The organism is Rhodococcus coprophilus NBRC 100603 (assembly GCF_001895045.1).
Classification (GTDB): domain Bacteria; phylum Actinomycetota; class Actinomycetes; order Mycobacteriales; family Mycobacteriaceae; genus Rhodococcus; species Rhodococcus coprophilus.
This window is the reverse complement of record NZ_BDAM01000001.1, coordinates 219,799-235,698: the sequence shown is the minus strand read 5'-3', so window position 1 is coordinate 235,698 and position 15,900 is coordinate 219,799. Positions and strand designations below refer to the sequence as shown.

Below are 15,900 nucleotides of genomic sequence, written 5' to 3'. Positions count from 1 at the left end.
CGGGACACGGGGAAACCCGCCGCGCATGAGATGGGGCCGATCGCGTCGAGATCGGTTTGTCCCTACGCCGGTGGCGATCGGGAACTTGTTCAAGGTGCTCGTCGTCACAACGATCGGGTGGGCGGGATTCTGGTGGACTCGGTTGATCGGACCGCGTATCTGTCGGCGACGCTCGAAATAAGGCCATTGCGACGCCGGAGATGACGTCACCCGGACAGATTGGATGGGTGATCTCAGTGGAGGATCGACCCGGCCGACCGCCTGGTGCGGGAACCCGGTGACGTCGCCCGATGCGACCTCTGGTTCCCGCCCCGAAAGATCCCGCTCGAAGACGGCACGTCGAAACTGCTTCCGGTGCTGGTGATGACCGCCGCGTACTCCCGATTCGTCGTTGGCCGGGTGATCCCGACCCGCACGACCGAGGACCTGCTGCTGGGTTCGTGGGAGCTGATCCCTGTCCCTTCGACGCGGAATCCTGGGTCAATTCCCGATCGTAGGAAGTTCGACAGTGAAGCAGGCGCCGTGGCCGGGTCCGTCACTGTGGGCCCGGATACGGCCATGGTGAGCCTCGACGAGGGCTCGGGTGATGGTCAGGCCGATGCCGCTGCCACCGTGCCCGCGGTCGCGGGCGGTGTCGGCGCGATAGAACCGGTCGAAGAGATGCTCGAGGTGCTCGGAGGCGATACCCGCGCCGGTGTCGGCGACGGTGATCTCCACCCGATCGGGACCGGATCGCCTGCTGATGACGGTGACGACACCGCCGCAAGGGGTGTGTCGCAGGGCGTTGTCGAGCAGGTTGCCCAGTACCTGACCGATCCTGTCGGGATCGACCGTCACGGCCATCGAATCGTCGATGAAGCTGTTCAGCGTGACGCCTCGGCTGTCGTACTGTTCGCGGACGGCACCGACGGCAGAAGCGACGAGTGCACCGGTAGTGGTGGGCACCGGACGGATGCGGGTGAGGTGTTCCTCGGCGCCGGATACGGCGGTGATGTCCTGAGCAAGACGGCCCAACCGGTGGGTGGCAGCCCGCAACACCTGCCGGGTGTCGTCGTCGAAGGTGCGTACGCCGTCATCGAGGGCTTCGAGATAGGAGTCGAGGGTGGCGATCGGGGTGCGCATCTCGTGGCCGAGATCAGCGAGCATCCGGCGGCGGGTGGCCTCGGTGGCGTCGAGGCGGCGGGCGAGTTCGTTGACGGTGACGGCGAGTTCGTCGAATTCGCGGCCGAGTCCGGGGCTGTACACGCGGGTGTCGTAATCGCCGCCGGCGATCCGGGCGGCCGATGCGGTCACCGCCGTCAGCGAGCTTTGGACGCGTCGGGTGATGTACAAGCTCACCGCCAGCGCCAGCAGCACCGCGAGCGCAACCGCCAGACCCCAGGCCAGGATGATCGCCCAGGTGAACGCCTGCTCGACGTGGCCGGCCTGACTCGAGTTGTGGTCGATACCGGCCCGACCGAGATGATCGTGGAAGATTCCGGGCGCGAGAGCGGAAGCGACCAGCCAGGCACAGACCGCGCACCCGACCACCACCACCGTCAATGCCAGGAACAGTCGGGTGCCGAAGCTCGACCCGGAGAAGTTGAGCCGCACCGACTCTCGCCGAGCAGCAATCGATTCGGTCATGCTCCGGTACCCATCTTGTAACCGACCCCGCGCACGGTGCGTACATAGCGGCCGCGGACGGCATCGTCGCCGAGTTTGCGACGCAGATGACCGATGTGCACGTCCACCAGGTGCTCGTCCCCGATCCAGCTCGGCCCCCACACTGTTTCGATCAGCTGAGCTCGGGTGACCACCACCCCGGGATCACGCGCCAGGGCGGCGAGGACATCGAATTCGGTGCGGGTGAGCGCCACCGGCGCGCCGTCGACGGTGACCTCACGTCCGTCGATGTCGAGGGCCAGCTCACCGAAGCCGCGCGTCTGCGGGGCGGCCGCAGGTTCGGTTCGCGCGGTGGTGGTGTGGGTGCGGGGTCGCCGCAACATGGCCTGGATACGGGCGATCAGCTCCCGGGGGCTGAACGGTTTGCTCATGTAGTCGTCGGCCCCGACCGACAGCCCGATGAGGGTGTCGATCTCTTCGGTGCGCGCGGTGAGCATCACGACATAGGCATCGGAGAAGGTTCGCAGTTGGCGGCACACCTCGATCCCGTCCAGACGGGGCAACCCCAGATCGAGGACCACGACATCGGGGTCGACCTGCCGGGCCAAAGTGACCGCGCCGGCGCCGTCGCCGGTGATCGACGTCTCGAACCCGTCGCGTTCGAGATACGAGCCGATCAGGTTCGCCAACGGCGGCTCGTCCTCGACGACCATCGCCCGCAACCCGGTCGGTGGACGCTGCTGCGCCACCGCGTCGCCGGCTGCGGTGGGGGTGCGGGCGAAGGTGTCCATGGTGTCCATCTTCACCAGCGCGCACCATTGCGGCCGCTGCCGTACGGCTTCTTGAGCAAATCTTCATACAACCTGCACAGGAATCGCGGGGTACACACGCCAGGCTGAAGACACGAACCGGGGAAAGGAGACGACCATGATGGGCTGGGCAGGTGAGCTGACCTGGAGCGGATGGATCGTCATGGCCGTGTGCATGGTCGCGTTCTGGGTCGTGGTGATCTACCTGATGGCCATGATGTTCCGCACCGACCGCGGCACCGGGCCAGCCGGCACCGCGCAGGACACCGATCCGCTGCGGCTGCTCGAAGAACGTTTTGCCCGCGGCGACATCGACTCCGGCGAATTCGAGGCCCGCCGGCAGATGTTGATCCATGGCGGTGAGGTCCCCACGACCGACCCCCTCGGAAGGGACAAGTGAGTGGCTAGGCTGACCCCTCGATCCTTCCTCGTCGGATCGGCCCTCGAGCAGAAGCGCCGCCGCCCGGGCAGCGAGCCCGGATCCGATTCATCGACGCCGGCGCAGACGCCGCGTTCCGCGCCGCCCCGTGACCGTTCGAGGAAAGGACGACTCTCGATGAACAGGAAGACCCTCGCCGTCGGCGCCACCGCACTCGCGTTGGTCGTCGCTGCGGCGGCGTGCAGCGACTCCGACACCGGCACCACTGCCGCAACCTCGGGCGCCACCATCTCGGCGACCGCCTCCCCTGCCGAAGAGACCCCAGCGCACAACCAGTCCGATGTGATGTTCGCCCGGATGATGATTCCGCACCATGCCCAGGCGATCGAAATGAGCGAAACGCTCCTCTCCAAGAATGGTGTTCCCGAGCCGGTGACCGTGCTGGCCGAACAGATCAAGGCTGCCCAAGGCCCGGAGATCGATGAGATGACCTCCTGGCTCGAGCAGTGGGACGAACCGCAGATGCCGGGCGGCATGCCCGGGGCAGGGCACAACATGCCCGGAATGACCTCTACGCCCATGACTTCCATTCCCGGGATGGGCCGCGGCATGCCCGATACGGATGACATGCCCGGCATGAACGGCATGATGAACGGCATGATGAGCGCGCAGGAGATGCAGGCGCTGTCCGACGCGCAGGGCACCGAGGCCACCCGCCTGTTCCTGACCCGCATGATCGCCCACCACGAAGGCGCGATCGACATGGCCCAGGCCGAAATCCGACACGGGCAATACCCCGACGCCATAGAAATGAGCCGCACCATCGTCGACGCCCAGCAGCGGGAGATCGACACCATGCGCCAGTTGCTGACCACCCTGTAGCCGGCACTCACCGCGTCCCTGCCGACCCGCCACCGTCAGGAGCTTTTCTCGATGCCGCACCCCGAGTACGGACACCCCCACCCGGACCCGGCATCCGCCGGGCACGATCCCGGCGCCGATGTCCACAGCCTGCCCCCTCCGCAGCCCGCTGTTCGCGCCGGGCACCCCGCCGACCTCCGGCCGAGCGAGCACACCGGGCACGAACAGCATGATCGGCACGCCGGGCACGGGGCACACGGGGAGATGTTCCGCCGGCGGTTCTGGGTGTCGCTGGTGCTGGCGATACCGGTGGTGCTCTTCAGCCACATGGTCGCCGAGCTGCTCGGCTACACCATGCCGGATTTCCCCGGCGCCATGTGGATTCCGCCGGTGCTGGGCACGGCGATCTTCGTCTACGGCGGTGCCCCGTTCCTCACCGGCGGCTGGACCGAACTACGCTCACGCCGCCCCGGGATGATGCTGCTGATCGCCATGGCGATCAGCGTCGCATTCATCGCATCCTGGATCACCACCCTCGGCCTCGGCGGGTTCGACCTGGACTTCTGGTGGGAACTGGCCCTGCTGATCGTGATCATGCTGCTCGGCCACTGGCTCGAAATGCGCGCCCTCGGCTCTGCGTCCGGCGCCCTCGAGGCGCTCGCCGCGATGCTGCCGGACACCGCGGAGAAGATCACCGACGACGGTCACCGCGAGGTGCCGATCTCGGACCTGACCCGCGGTGATCTGGTGCTCGTGCGCGCCGGAGCGCGAGTACCCGCGGACGGCACGGTCACCGACGGCCGCGCCGAGGTCGACGAATCGATGATCACCGGCGAATCCAAAGCCGTGACACGTCAGGTCGGCGACAGGGTGGTCGCCGGCACCGTGGCCACCGACAGTGCCCTGCGGGTGCAGGTCACCGCGGTCGGCGAGGACACCGCCCTGGCCGGCATCCAGCGGATGGTCGCCGCCGCCCAGGCCTCCTCGTCCCGCGCCCAGGCACTGGCGGACAAGGCCGCAGCGTTCCTGTTCTACTTCGCCACCATCGCCGCCATCCTCACCTTCGCGATCTGGTCGCTTCTCGGCAACCTCGACGAAGCGGTGGTCCGCACCGTCACCGTGCTCGTCATCGCCTGCCCCCACGCCCTGGGTCTGGCGATTCCGCTGGTAATCGCGATTTCCACCGAACGCGCCGCCATGGCCGGGGTGCTGGTCAAAGACCGGCTCGCGCTCGAACGCATGCGCACCGTCGATGTGGTGCTGTTCGACAAGACCGGCACCTTGACCCAGGGCCGACACCAGGTCACCGGCGTGGTCGCCACCACCGGTACCAGCGAAGAGGAGTTGCTGGCGCTGGCCGCGGCGGTCGAAGCCGACAGTGAGCACCCCGTCGCCCGAGCCATCGTCGCCGCCACCGACGATCGGGTGCCCGCAACCGAGCGGATCGCCGCCACCGACTTCCGGTCGGTGCCCGGCCGCGGGGTGCGCGCCCTCGTCGGCGGCACCGAGGTCACCGTCGGCGGCCCGGCCATGCTCGGCGACCTGCGGTCGTCGGTGCCCGCCGACATCACCGCCGTGACCGAGCGGTGGGTGGCACGCGGGGCGTCGGTGCTGCATGTCGCCGAAGCCGATCGGGTCCTCGGCGCAGTGGCGCTCGAGGACGCCGTCCGCGAGGAATCCCGTCAGGCCGTCGACGCGTTGCATGCCCGTGGGGTGAAGGTCGCGATGATCACCGGTGATGCCCGGCAGGTCGCCGATGCGGTGGCCGCCGACCTCGGGATCGACGAGGTGTTCGCCGAGGTGCTGCCCGAACACAAGGACGCCAAGGTCACCGAACTGCAGCAGCGGGGCCACACGGTGGCGATGGTCGGCGACGGCGTCAACGACGCCCCGGCCCTGGCCCGCGCCGACGTCGGTGTCGCGATCGGCGCCGGGACCGATGTCGCCATCGAATCGGCCGGGGTCGTGCTGGCGGCGAACGATCCGCGGGCGGTGCTCTCGATCATCGAGCTCTCGCATGCCAGCTACCGGAAGATGTGGCAGAACCTGCTGTGGGCCACCGGCTACAACATCATCGCCGTGCCCCTGGCGGGCGGGGTGCTCGCCTTCGCCGGCGTCGCGATCTCGCCGGCCGTTGCCGCGATCCTCATGTCCGTCTCGACCATCGTCGTCGCGCTCAACGCGCAGCTGTTGCGCCGCCTCGACCTCGACCCTACTTACCTGGCTCGCACCTGAGACGGCACCCGACCGATCCGAAACCAGCGTCCGCAACCGGACCCCTGCCGTGCCGGGTGCGAGGACGGCGCCGGCGACGACCAGCCGGTATCGATGCGCACGGGGGCGGGGGTCGGCGCCGGCGACCGGCTCGCGTCGACTCGAAGGTCACGCCGAACCCGGGTCCCCTGATCGGCGGTAGTCCATCTGCCGGGCCACGCGGCGCGCGAGGTCGTCGTCGATAAAAGAGACCAGGTGCAGGGCGAGGTCGATGCCCGCCGAAATACCGGCGGAGGTGTAGATGCCTCGATCGTGCACCCAACGGGGCCCGTCCAGCACCGTCAACTGGGGAAAGCGACGGGCGAGTTCGTCCAGGTCGTCCCAGTGCGTGGTGACGCGGTGGTCGGTCAGCACACCCGCCGCCGCAAGCAGGAATGCCCCGGTGCACACCGAGGCGACGATCGGTGTCGACGCTCGAGCGGTGATCCAGGTGAGCAGGTCCGGATCGGTCTCCGCGATGTGCGTGACACCTCCCGGCACGAGCAGGACATCGAATTGCGGTGCGGTGGCGATCGATACGTCGGTGCACACCCGCAGACCGCCACGTGCCGTGACGATCGACCGATCGGGATACGCCGACACGAGTGTCGCACCGGCACTTCCGTGCGGACTACCGGCGGAGAGCCGCGCGGCCACCGAAAACACTTCGAACGGCCCGAACACGTCGAGCACCTCGACGTCGTCGTATACGAGGATGCCGTACCGAGTCGCTGCCACGGCGCGATCGTATCGTCGCTGCCGTTCCGTGGTTGCGTGTGGTCGGCGGGGTCTCAGCGCACCGGTGCACCGAACCACCGCGTGAGGCGGCTTTCCAGATCCTGCTGGTCCTCGCCGACCCAGGCTACGTGCCCGTCCGGCCGCAGCAGCACCGCCGGCACGTCGAGTTCGGCGCAGGGATCGGCGAGCCGGTCGACGCGATCCGCCCATCCTGCGACGGACAGCCGCCCGATCCGGTCGAGCACCAACCCGCGGCCCGCGTGCATCCGGTCGTAGAGCCGACCGTGCGCGAGGGACACGTCCCGCAGGTGCCGTCCCACCAGGTCGTGCCCCGCGCCGCAGTCGTAGCGGACTCCGAGCGCGGTGACCTTCTCGACCAGATGCCGGTTCACCACGTCGAAGTCCATCAGCTCGGTCATCAGCTTGCGGACCGCCCGCGCGCCGGGTTCGAGCGACATCAACTCCGTCATCGCGCGGGTGGTGTCGAGCACGTCGGCGGCGACCGGGTGCCGCTCGGCGTGATAGCTGTCGAGAAGGCCATGCGGCGCCCAACCGTTCACCTGTGCGGCAAGCTTCCAGCCCAGATCGAACGCATCCTGCACACCCAGATTGAGGCCCTGCCCGCCGGTCGGGGGATGGATGTGCGCGGCGTCGCCCGCCAGCAGGACCCGGCCGACCCGGTAGTGCTCCACCAGCCGGGTGGCATTGCCGAACCGCGACAGCCAGCGCGGCGAATGTGCCCCGAAGTCCGTTCCGGAGACGGCGCGCATCTGGTGCGTCAGTTCGGAGAACGTCGGTGTGGTCCTCCGGTCTTCGGCCACTGCGGCGGCCGGCACGATCACGCGATACAGCCCGTCGCCGAGCGGCATCGCGCCGAAACGCAACTGTGTTTTCCGGACTTCGCCGCCGACCGCACCGATCGTCTCCGGGGTCGCGGTCAGCTCGACCTCGCCGAGCAGGGTGTCCATGGTGGACGGCTCGCCCGGGAAAGGGAGGCCGAGCAGGGTGCGCACCGTGCTGCGTCCGCCGTCGCAGCCGATCAGGTACCGCGCGCGCATCGAGGTGCCGTCCGACAGTACGGTCGTCACGCCGTCGTCGTCCTGTTCGAGTCCGACGACCGCCTGGCCGCGGCGGATCGACGCACCCAGTTCGGCGGCGCGTTCGGTCAGAAGGCGATCGGTGACCGGTTGTGGGATACCCAGGACGTAGGGGTGGGCGGTGTCCAGCCCGTCCGGGGCCGGGGCGGGGATACCGGCGAAGAACCCGCCGAGCGGGTGCCGCTTCCCGTGTGCCAGGAACCGCTCGAGGATTCCGCGCTGATCGAGCACCTCGATGCTGCGTGCGTGCAGACCGAGGGACCGCACGACCGGGGACGGCTCGGCGTCCCGCTCCAGCACAACCACCCGCACGCCGTGCAGGCGCAGTTCGGCGGCGAGCATCATGCCGGTCGGACCACCCCCGACCACGATCACATCGAACACGGCAACCCCCCGTTTCGGCAGAATCGAACGTCGGTCGTGCGCGACGCCACACGAGACGCCTGCTGTTTTGCGCAGGTCCTGGCGTCGGACCGCGATTCTGCTACCTGACCGGGGGCTTGCCGCAAGACCGGGGGTGAGTTATATGTTGAAAGGGGCAGGGAAAACAGATCCCTGCCTTCTTCTCTGCCCGCGCCCGGTCCGCAGCGTCGATCACGTCGACGATCGCGACCGCCTCCGGTCATTGCCACGAGTCATTGCCACGGGACACCCGCCGCGGGGACCCCTTTCGGCGCGTTCGACGACGGTCTCCGGCACGCACGCGCCGGGTTGTGGTTACCGTTGTGAGGGTGATCACATGTTGACGCGCCTGATCGCCGCGTACCTGCCGCGTTATCGCGCGTACGTCGTGGCGGTGGTGGCGTTCCAGTTCGTCGCGACGGCCGCGATGCTCTACCTCCCCACCCTCAACGCCGACATCATCGACAACGGCGTCGCGAAGGGGAACACCGGTTACATCCTGCGCATCGGCGGCTGGATGCTGGTCGTGGTGTTCCTGCAGGTGCTCTGCACCGTCTCGGCTCAATACTTCGGGTCCCGGGGAGCACTCGCCATCGGCCGCGACATCCGCCACGACCTGCTGCACCGGGTCAACAACTTCTCCGCGCGCGAGGTCGGCACCGTCGGGGCTCCCTCACTGATCACCCGGAACACCAACGACGTGCAGCAGATTCAGATCCTGCTGGTGATGAGTTCGTTCGTGCTGGTCACCGCGCCGATCATGTGTATCGGCGGCATCGGCATGGGGGTGCGCGTCGCACCGGGACTCGCCTGGATTCTCCTGGTGGCGGTGCCCGTCCTCGGCCTGACGATGGCCCTGATCATCCGGGCGACGATCCCCGGATTCCGTGCCATGCAAGCCCACCTGGACAGCGTCAACCGCGTGCTGCGGGAACAGATCACAGGGATTCGGGTGGTGCGCGCCTTCGTCCGCGAACGCCACGAGATCGACCGATTCGCGGTCGCCAACGACCAACTCGCCGACGCCACGCTGCGCGTCGGACGCCTGATGGCGCTGATGTTCCCGGCGGTCATGTTCGTCACCAACGTGACCACCGTGGCCATCATCTGGGTCGGTGGCCACGAAGTCTCCGACGGCAGCGTGGAGATCGGCGCACTGACCGCGATGATCACCTACGTCGTCCAGATCATGATCTCGGTGATGCTGGCATCGTTCCTGGCGATGATGGCCCCGCGAGCCTCCGTGTGCGCGGACCGGATCGGCGAGGTCCTCGCCACGGAAACGTCGGTGGCGCCTCCTCCGGAACCGGCCGGGTTCGCCACCGACCCGGCGACCGTCGAGTTCCGCAGCGCCGAGTTCCGCTATCCCGGCGCAGATCAGCCGGTGCTCCACGACCTGACGTTCCGGGTTGCGCCGGGGACGACGACGGCAGTGGTCGGATCCACCGGATCGGGGAAGACCACGCTGGTCGGGTTGGTGCCGCGCCTCATCGATGTGACCGCCGGATCGGTCCTCGTCGGCGGCACCGACGTCCGCCGCCTCGACCCCGACCGGTTGCGCTCGGTGATCGGACTGGTCCCGCAACGGGCCTACCTGTTCTCGGGCACCGTCGCCACCAACGTGCGGCACGGCAAACCCGATGCGACCGACGACGAGATCTGGGAAGCGCTGCGCATCGCCCAGGCCGACGAATTCGTGCAGGCGATGCCGGATGGACTCGACACTCCGATCGCCCAGGGCGGTACCACCGTCTCGGGTGGGCAACGCCAGCGTCTCGCGATCGCCCGGGCGGTGGTCCGGAAACCGGACGTCTACGTGTTCGACGACGCGTTCTCGGCGCTCGACCTGTCGACCGACGCGCGGTTGCGGGCCGAGTTGCGGCCGGTGACCCGCTCCGCCGCGGTGATCATCGTCGCGCAACGGGTGTCGACGATCATGGACGCCGACCAGACCGTCGTGCTCGACCGCGGCCGGATCGTCGGGTTGGGGCGGCACCACGATCTCGTCGACACCTGCCCGACCTACGCCGAGATCGTCCGATCCCAGTTCACCCTCGAGGAGCAGGTGTGACCGGCCCCGCCGCCCGGGCCGCGGCGTCCGCGCCGATGCAGAAGGCCCGCTCGTTCGGGCCGTCGGTGCGCCGCCTGATGCACCTGCTGCTGTCCTACCGCACCTACGTGGTGACGGTGCTCGTCGCCATCGTCGGGTCGGTGATCATGTCCGCGCTCGCGCCGCGGGTACTCGGGCAGGCCACCGATCTGATCTTCGACGGTGTCGTCGGCCGGATGCTCCCGGCCGGTACCACCAAGGAGGAGTCGGTCGCCCGGCTCCGTGTGCAGGGGCAGGACACGTTCGCGGACATGGTGTCGTCGATGAACCTCACTCCCGGTGTGGGCGTCGATTTCTCCGCGGTCGCCCGGGTTCTTGTGCTCGTGCTCGGGTTGTATGTGGGCACCGCGCTGCTGTCGTGGATCGGCGCCTACCTGCTCAACGTCGTCGTCGTCGGCACGGTGCGACGGTTGCGCGCCGACGTCGAAGCGAAACTGCACCGTCTGCCGCTGCGCTATTACGACACCGTTCCGCGCGGGGATCTGCTCAGCCGGGTCACCAACGACCTCGACAATCTCTCCCAGAGCCTGCAGCAGACCATCTCGCAGGCCCTGAACTCGGTGCTGACCGTCATCGCCATCTTGTTCATGATGCTGTGGATCTCGCCGCTGCTCGCGCTCATCGCACTGGTGACGGTGCCGTTGGCGCTCGGCGCGACCGCGCTGATCGCTCGCCGCTCCAAACCTCACTTCGCGGCGCAGTGGGCGTCGACCGGAAAACTCAACGCACAGGTGGAGGAAGCGTTCACCGGGCACGACGTGTTGCAGGCGTTCGGGTTGCAGGGCGAAGTGGAGGAGGAGTTCGACACCCGCAACGACAAGCTCTACAACTCGAGTTGGCGCGCGCAGTTCATCTCGGGACTGGTGCAACCGGCCGTGATGTTCCTCGGCAACCTGAACTTCGTGGCGGTGGCCGTCGTCGGCGGTTTGCAGGTCGCCTCCGGTTCACTCAGTCTCGGGTCGGTTCAGGCGTTCATCCAGTACTCGCGGCAGTTCACCCAGCCGCTCAGCCAGATCGGCGCGATGTTCAACATCCTGCAGAGCGGTGTCGCGTCCGCCGAACGGATCTTCGACATTCTCGACGCCGACGAGCAGACTCCTGATCCCGTCGACCCGCAAGTGCCCTCGACCGACAACGGGCGCATCGAATTCGAGGACGTCTCCTTCCGGTACGTGCCGGACAAGCCGCTCCTCGAGCACCTGTCGCTGGTGGCCGAGCCCGGGCACATGGTCGCCATCGTCGGTCCGACCGGCGCCGGAAAAACCACCCTGGTGAACCTGATCATGCGGTTCTACGACGTCGATTCGGGCACCATCCGGGTCGACGGCGTCGACTCGATGACCATGACGCGCGACGACCTGCGCGAGCGCACCGGCATGGTGCTGCAGGATTCCTGGCTGTTCGGCGGCAGCATCTACGACAACATCGCGTACGGCGACCCGGACGCCTCCCCGGAGGAGGTGCGCGAAGCCGCCGAACTGAGCCACGTCGACCATTTCGTGCGGGCCCTGCCCGCCGGGTACGACACGATGCTGGACGAAGAGGGAGGCGGCATCAGTGCCGGTGAGCGACAACTCATCACGATCGCCCGCGCATTCCTGGCCAAGCCCGTCGTGCTCATCCTCGACGAGGCGACGAGTTCGGTGGACACCCGCACCGAACTGCTGATCCAGCAGGCGATGGCCACCCTACGCACCGACCGGACCAGCTTCGTCATCGCGCACCGGCTCTCCACGATCCGCGACGCCGACGTCATCGTCGTCATGGAGGACGGCCGGATCGTCGAACAGGGCAGCCACGACGAACTGCTCGCCGCCCGCGGTGCCTACTACCAGCTGTATCTGAGCCAGTTCGCCGGTCCGGCCGACACCGCGGAGGACCCGGACCGGATGCCGGTGGCCGAGCGGGCGTGACGAGGACCCGCCGGCCGGCGTATGCGGCTGTGGCCCGACGCCACAAATCTCGTGTCGCGGTGGCAGGATCGAACGCGTGAGTTCTGCGAACCTGACCCGATCCGAAACCGCTGCCCGCGCCGCCGCCGTCGACGTGCACTCGTACGAGGTCGAACTCGACGTGCGTGGCGCCATCGACGCGCACCGCACGAACTTCCCGACGGTGACGACGATCGAGTTCACCGCGTCCACCGACGAGACGTGGATCGACTTCCTCGGGGATTCGGTCGAATCCGTCACCGTCAACGGCGAATCGGTCCCGGTGGTCTACGACGGAGCGCGCATCACCATCGGCGGCCTCCGTGAAATCAACGTGGTGACCGTCGCGGCCACCGGCCGATACAGCCGGTCAGGGGAGGGACTCCACCGCTTCGTCGACCCCGTCGACGGCGAAACCTACCTCTACACGCAGTACGAACCCGCCGACGCCCGCCGGGTCTTCCCGTGTTTCGAACAACCGGATCTCAAGGCACCGTTCACGTTCGTGGTGACCGCCCCCGAGCACTGGCAGGTGCTGTCCAACCAGGTCGCCGAACGACAGAGGCCCGCCGAGGGCGCACAGACCGTCACCTTCGCACCGACGCTGCCGATCTCGACGTACATCACCGCGATCGTCGGGGGCCCCTACCACCGCGTCGACTCGACCTGGAGCAGGGGCGAGCTCACCGTCCCGCTCGGGGTGCTGTGCCGCGCCTCCCTCGCCGAGTACTTCGACGCCGACGAGATCCTCGCGATCACCGCGCAGGGAATGGACTACTACGCCGAGCATTTCGACTTTCCGTACCCGTTCACGAAGTACGACCAGGTGTTCGTTCCCGAGTACAACCTCGGCGCGATGGAGAACCCGGGGTGCGTGACCTTCACCGAGGCGTACGTGTTCCGCGGCGCCGCCACCGACGCGCAGCGGCAAGGCCGGGCCAACACCATTTTTCACGAGATGGCGCACATGTGGTTCGGCGACCTCGTCACCATGAAATGGTGGGACGACCTGTGGCTCAAGGAGTCCTTCGCCGACTACATGGGCTCGCTGGTCAGCGCCGAGGCCACCGAGTTCCGTGACGCCTGGGTGGCGTTCGCGAACCGTCGCAAGGCGTGGGCGTACCTGCAGGATCAGCTGCCCACCACCCACCCGATCGTCGCAGACATCGTCGATCTCGAAGCCGCCAAACTCAACTTCGACGGCATCACCTACGCGAAGGGCGCCAGCGTCCTGAAACAACTCGTCGCGTATGTCGGGCGCGACGCGTTCTTCACCGGGATCCGCCGCTATTTCCGGGCCCACGCCTTCGGCAACACCACCCTCGGTGATCTGCTCACCGAACTGTCCTCCGCTTCGGGACGCGACCTGGGGGAGTGGGCCCGGCAGTGGCTGCAGACCACCGGTGTCACCACCTTGAGTCTCGCCCCCGCCGGCGACGAAATCATCCAGTCCCCGCCGCGCCCGCACCGGCTCGCGGTCGGCATCTATACGTTCGACGACGCCGGCGACCTCGTGCGCACCGACCGCCGCGAACTCGACATCACCGAGAGCCGCACCGCCGTCGACCTGCCCGACGCGCCGCTGATCCTGCTCAACGACGACGATCTCACCTACGCCAAGATCCGGCTCGACGAGCGCTCGCTCGACACCGTCGAAACCTCCCTCGACCGGCTCGGTGAGCCCCTCGCGCGCGGTCTGGTGTGGTCGGCGCTGTGGAATGCCACCCGCGACGGTGAACTGGCCGTGAAACGTTATCTGTCCATGGCTCAGCGTTTTTCGCCGAGCGAGACGAACCTGTCGCTTCTCGCGTCGGTGCTCGCGAACGCGCCCGCCGCGATCGAGCACTATCTTCCGGTCACCGAGCGGCCGGCGGCGCGTGCCGCATGGCTCGACGCCGTATGGGCGGCCCTCTTTGCGGCACCACCGGGTGGAGGTGCGCAACTGTCCTTCGCGCGGGCGGTGGCCGCGGCGGCCACCACGTCCGATGGTCGCGCTGCGGAGATCCGCGGCATCCTCGACGGCAGCGGTGCCGCGCCCACCGGATTGGCGCTGGACCCGGATCTGCGGTGGGCCCTGTGGACCGCCCTGAGCGCGACCGGGTACGCCGACGAGACCGATCTCGCCGACGAACTGCGGCTCGACGACACCGCCACCGGCCGCACCGCATACCTCCAGGCCCTCGCCGCACGACCCCGTGCCGAAGTCAAAGCCCACGCGTGGGCGTCGATCCTGGCGGATCGGACGTTGACCAACGACCATCTCGACGCGGTCATCGGGGGTTTCCGCGCCGGAGCGCGGCGCGATCTGACGGCCCCCTACGACGCCGACTACTTCGCGGTACTCCGGGACACCTGGACCGACCGAAGCATCGAGATCGCCCGGCGCATCGTCGTCGGGTTGTTCCCGCCCGCCGAGACCCTCGAACCGGTCGACGTCTGGCTCGCCGCCAATGCCGATGCGCCGGCGGCGTTGCGGCGACTGGTCGTCGAACAACGCGACCACCTGGCCCGGGACCTGCGCGTCCGGAAACTCAACACGCCGTGACAGACGTCGACCCGTACCCCGCGCCGGTGGTCGCCGCGACCGATCTGCCGGTGCCGTCGCCCCCGCCGGTGCCGGACACCGTCAGCGACGCGATGCGCCGGCTTCGGGACAAGGCGGCCTCCGGCAACACCCGCGCGGCGCATCTGAGCGACTGGGGCATCTTCACCCGCTGGTGCGACAGCACCGGGCACACTCCGCTGCCCGCGACACCGGAGCAACTCGGATGGTTCCTCACCGAGAAGGCCGCAGAACTTCGGCCCGACGGCCGCTGGGCGTACGCCCCGTCGACGTTGTCGCGCTGGGTGTCGACGATCAACAAACTGCATGCACTGGCCGGGCATCCCCGCCCGGGACAACACGAATCGGTGCGGGAGTTGTTGCGCGGCATCCGCCGTGATCGGGCCACGCCACCGGCCCGCCGCACACCGCTGCTGACCGACGACATCCGCACGATCCTCGTCGACATGCGGGCCACCGCGCGCGACGGCGAGTGGCCGGACCGCGCGGCCGAGCGCCGCGACTCGGCGCTGCTGCTGATCGGGCTGGCCGGAGCGCTGCGCCGCAGCGAACTGTCCGGGCTCGTCGTCTCCGATGTGGTCCCGCACCGCGCCGACGGGCTGTACGTGACGGTGCGGCGGTCCAAGACCGACCGTCAGGCTCGCGGTCGCACGGTGACCCTGCCGTACGGCTCCGACCCCCACACCTGTCCGGTGTGCGCGTACCGCCGGTGGCGTGAGGTACTCGACGCGTGGGACGACGAGGGGCGCGACGCACTCGCCGCGCTCCTCGCGGGCGACGCGGACGGCTTCGAGAACCACTGTTGCCGCGGCCTTTCCACCGGAGGGTCGGACGGGGATCGTCCGTTGTTCCGGCCGGTGCACCGCTCCGGGTCGCTCGGGGCGGGAGCGCTGTCGGGGCAGTCGGTGCACTCGATGATCCAGCGTCGTGCGCGTCGTGCGGGGTTCAGCCCCGATCTGGTCGCGACCCTCGGCGGGCACAGTCTGCGAGCCGGGTTCGTCACCCAGGCGGTCCGCAACGGCGCCACCACCCAGACGATCATGACGCAGACCGGCCACGCCGACGAGCGGATGGTCGCGCTCTACAGCCGGCACCACGCCGGGCTGGTCGGCAACGCGGTCACCCACCTCGGGCTCTGACGAAGTCACCCCG

11 protein-coding genes are annotated in these 15,900 nt (G+C 68.4%); 7 read left to right on the top strand and 4 right to left on the bottom strand.

Features of this window, described 5'->3' with window-relative positions; all coding sequences use genetic code 11:
• Positions 1-480 precede the first annotated feature (480 nt).
• Together RDCOP1_RS00995 and RDCOP1_RS00990 are read right to left on the bottom strand one after the other, a co-directional pair.
• Positions 481-1,626 carry a sensor histidine kinase gene (locus RDCOP1_RS00995; RefSeq protein WP_072698215.1) on the bottom strand — a complete coding sequence of 382 codons (1,146 nt, stop codon included), beginning with the start codon at positions 1,624-1,626 and terminating at the stop codon, positions 481-483.
• Positions 1,623-2,396, bottom strand: a complete 774-nt coding sequence (locus RDCOP1_RS00990) for a winged helix-turn-helix domain-containing protein (RefSeq protein WP_174555757.1) — start codon at positions 2,394-2,396, stop codon at positions 1,623-1,625. Before RDCOP1_RS00990 ends, RDCOP1_RS00995 begins: the two co-directional genes overlap by 4 nt.
• A gap of 136 nt (positions 2,397-2,532) precedes the next feature.
• On the opposite strand from RDCOP1_RS00990, the gene RDCOP1_RS00985 reads away from it, so the two are divergent.
• The 3 genes from RDCOP1_RS00985 (at position 2,533) to RDCOP1_RS00975 (ending at position 5,889) form a co-directional block, all read left to right on the top strand.
• On the top strand, positions 2,533-2,814 hold the full coding sequence (locus RDCOP1_RS00985; RefSeq protein ID WP_072698214.1) for an SHOCT domain-containing protein: 282 nt from the start codon (positions 2,533-2,535) through the stop codon (positions 2,812-2,814).
• A 156-nt stretch (positions 2,815-2,970) separates the two neighbouring features.
• A complete protein-coding gene (locus RDCOP1_RS00980) occupies positions 2,971-3,675 on the top strand; it encodes a DUF305 domain-containing protein (protein WP_072698213.1) in 705 nt (234 codons plus the stop codon).
• 51 nt (positions 3,676-3,726) lie between these two features.
• On the top strand, positions 3,727-5,889 hold the full coding sequence (locus RDCOP1_RS00975; protein ID WP_084722264.1) for a heavy metal translocating P-type ATPase: 2,163 nt from the start codon (positions 3,727-3,729) through the stop codon (positions 5,887-5,889).
• 147 nt (positions 5,890-6,036) lie between these two features.
• On the opposite strand, the gene RDCOP1_RS00970 is transcribed toward RDCOP1_RS00975, so the two are convergent.
• Positions 6,037-6,645, bottom strand: a complete 609-nt coding sequence (locus RDCOP1_RS00970; RefSeq protein ID WP_072698212.1) for a DJ-1/PfpI family protein — start codon at positions 6,643-6,645, stop codon at positions 6,037-6,039.
• A 53-nt stretch (positions 6,646-6,698) separates the two neighbouring features.
• Complete coding sequence (gene rox, locus RDCOP1_RS00965; protein ID WP_072698211.1) at positions 6,699-8,126, bottom strand: rifampin monooxygenase; 1,428 nt, start codon at positions 8,124-8,126, stop codon at positions 6,699-6,701.
• 355 nt (positions 8,127-8,481) lie between these two features.
• Between rox and RDCOP1_RS00960 the strand changes: the two genes are divergently transcribed.
• The 4 genes from RDCOP1_RS00960 to RDCOP1_RS00945 all read left to right on the top strand — a co-directional run bounded on the left by RDCOP1_RS00960 (position 8,482) and on the right by RDCOP1_RS00945 (position 15,887).
• Positions 8,482-10,215: an ABC transporter ATP-binding protein gene (locus tag RDCOP1_RS00960; RefSeq protein WP_072698210.1), complete on the top strand. Its 1,734-nt coding sequence runs from the start codon at positions 8,482-8,484 to the stop codon at positions 10,213-10,215.
• 35 nt (positions 10,216-10,250) lie between these two features.
• Positions 10,251-12,167, top strand: a complete 1,917-nt coding sequence (locus RDCOP1_RS00955) for an ABC transporter ATP-binding protein (RefSeq protein ID WP_072698800.1) — start codon at positions 10,251-10,253, stop codon at positions 12,165-12,167.
• Positions 12,168-12,243: 76 nt separating this feature from the next.
• A complete protein-coding gene (gene pepN, locus RDCOP1_RS00950) occupies positions 12,244-14,730 on the top strand; it encodes an aminopeptidase N (protein ID WP_072698209.1) in 2,487 nt (828 codons plus the stop codon).
• The gene (locus tag RDCOP1_RS00945) at positions 14,727-15,887 is read left to right on the top strand and encodes a tyrosine-type recombinase/integrase (RefSeq protein WP_371836796.1); all 1,161 of its coding nucleotides are present in this window, start codon (positions 14,727-14,729) and stop codon (positions 15,885-15,887) included. Before pepN ends, RDCOP1_RS00945 begins: the two co-directional genes overlap by 4 nt.
• Positions 15,888-15,900: the final 13 nt, after the last annotated feature.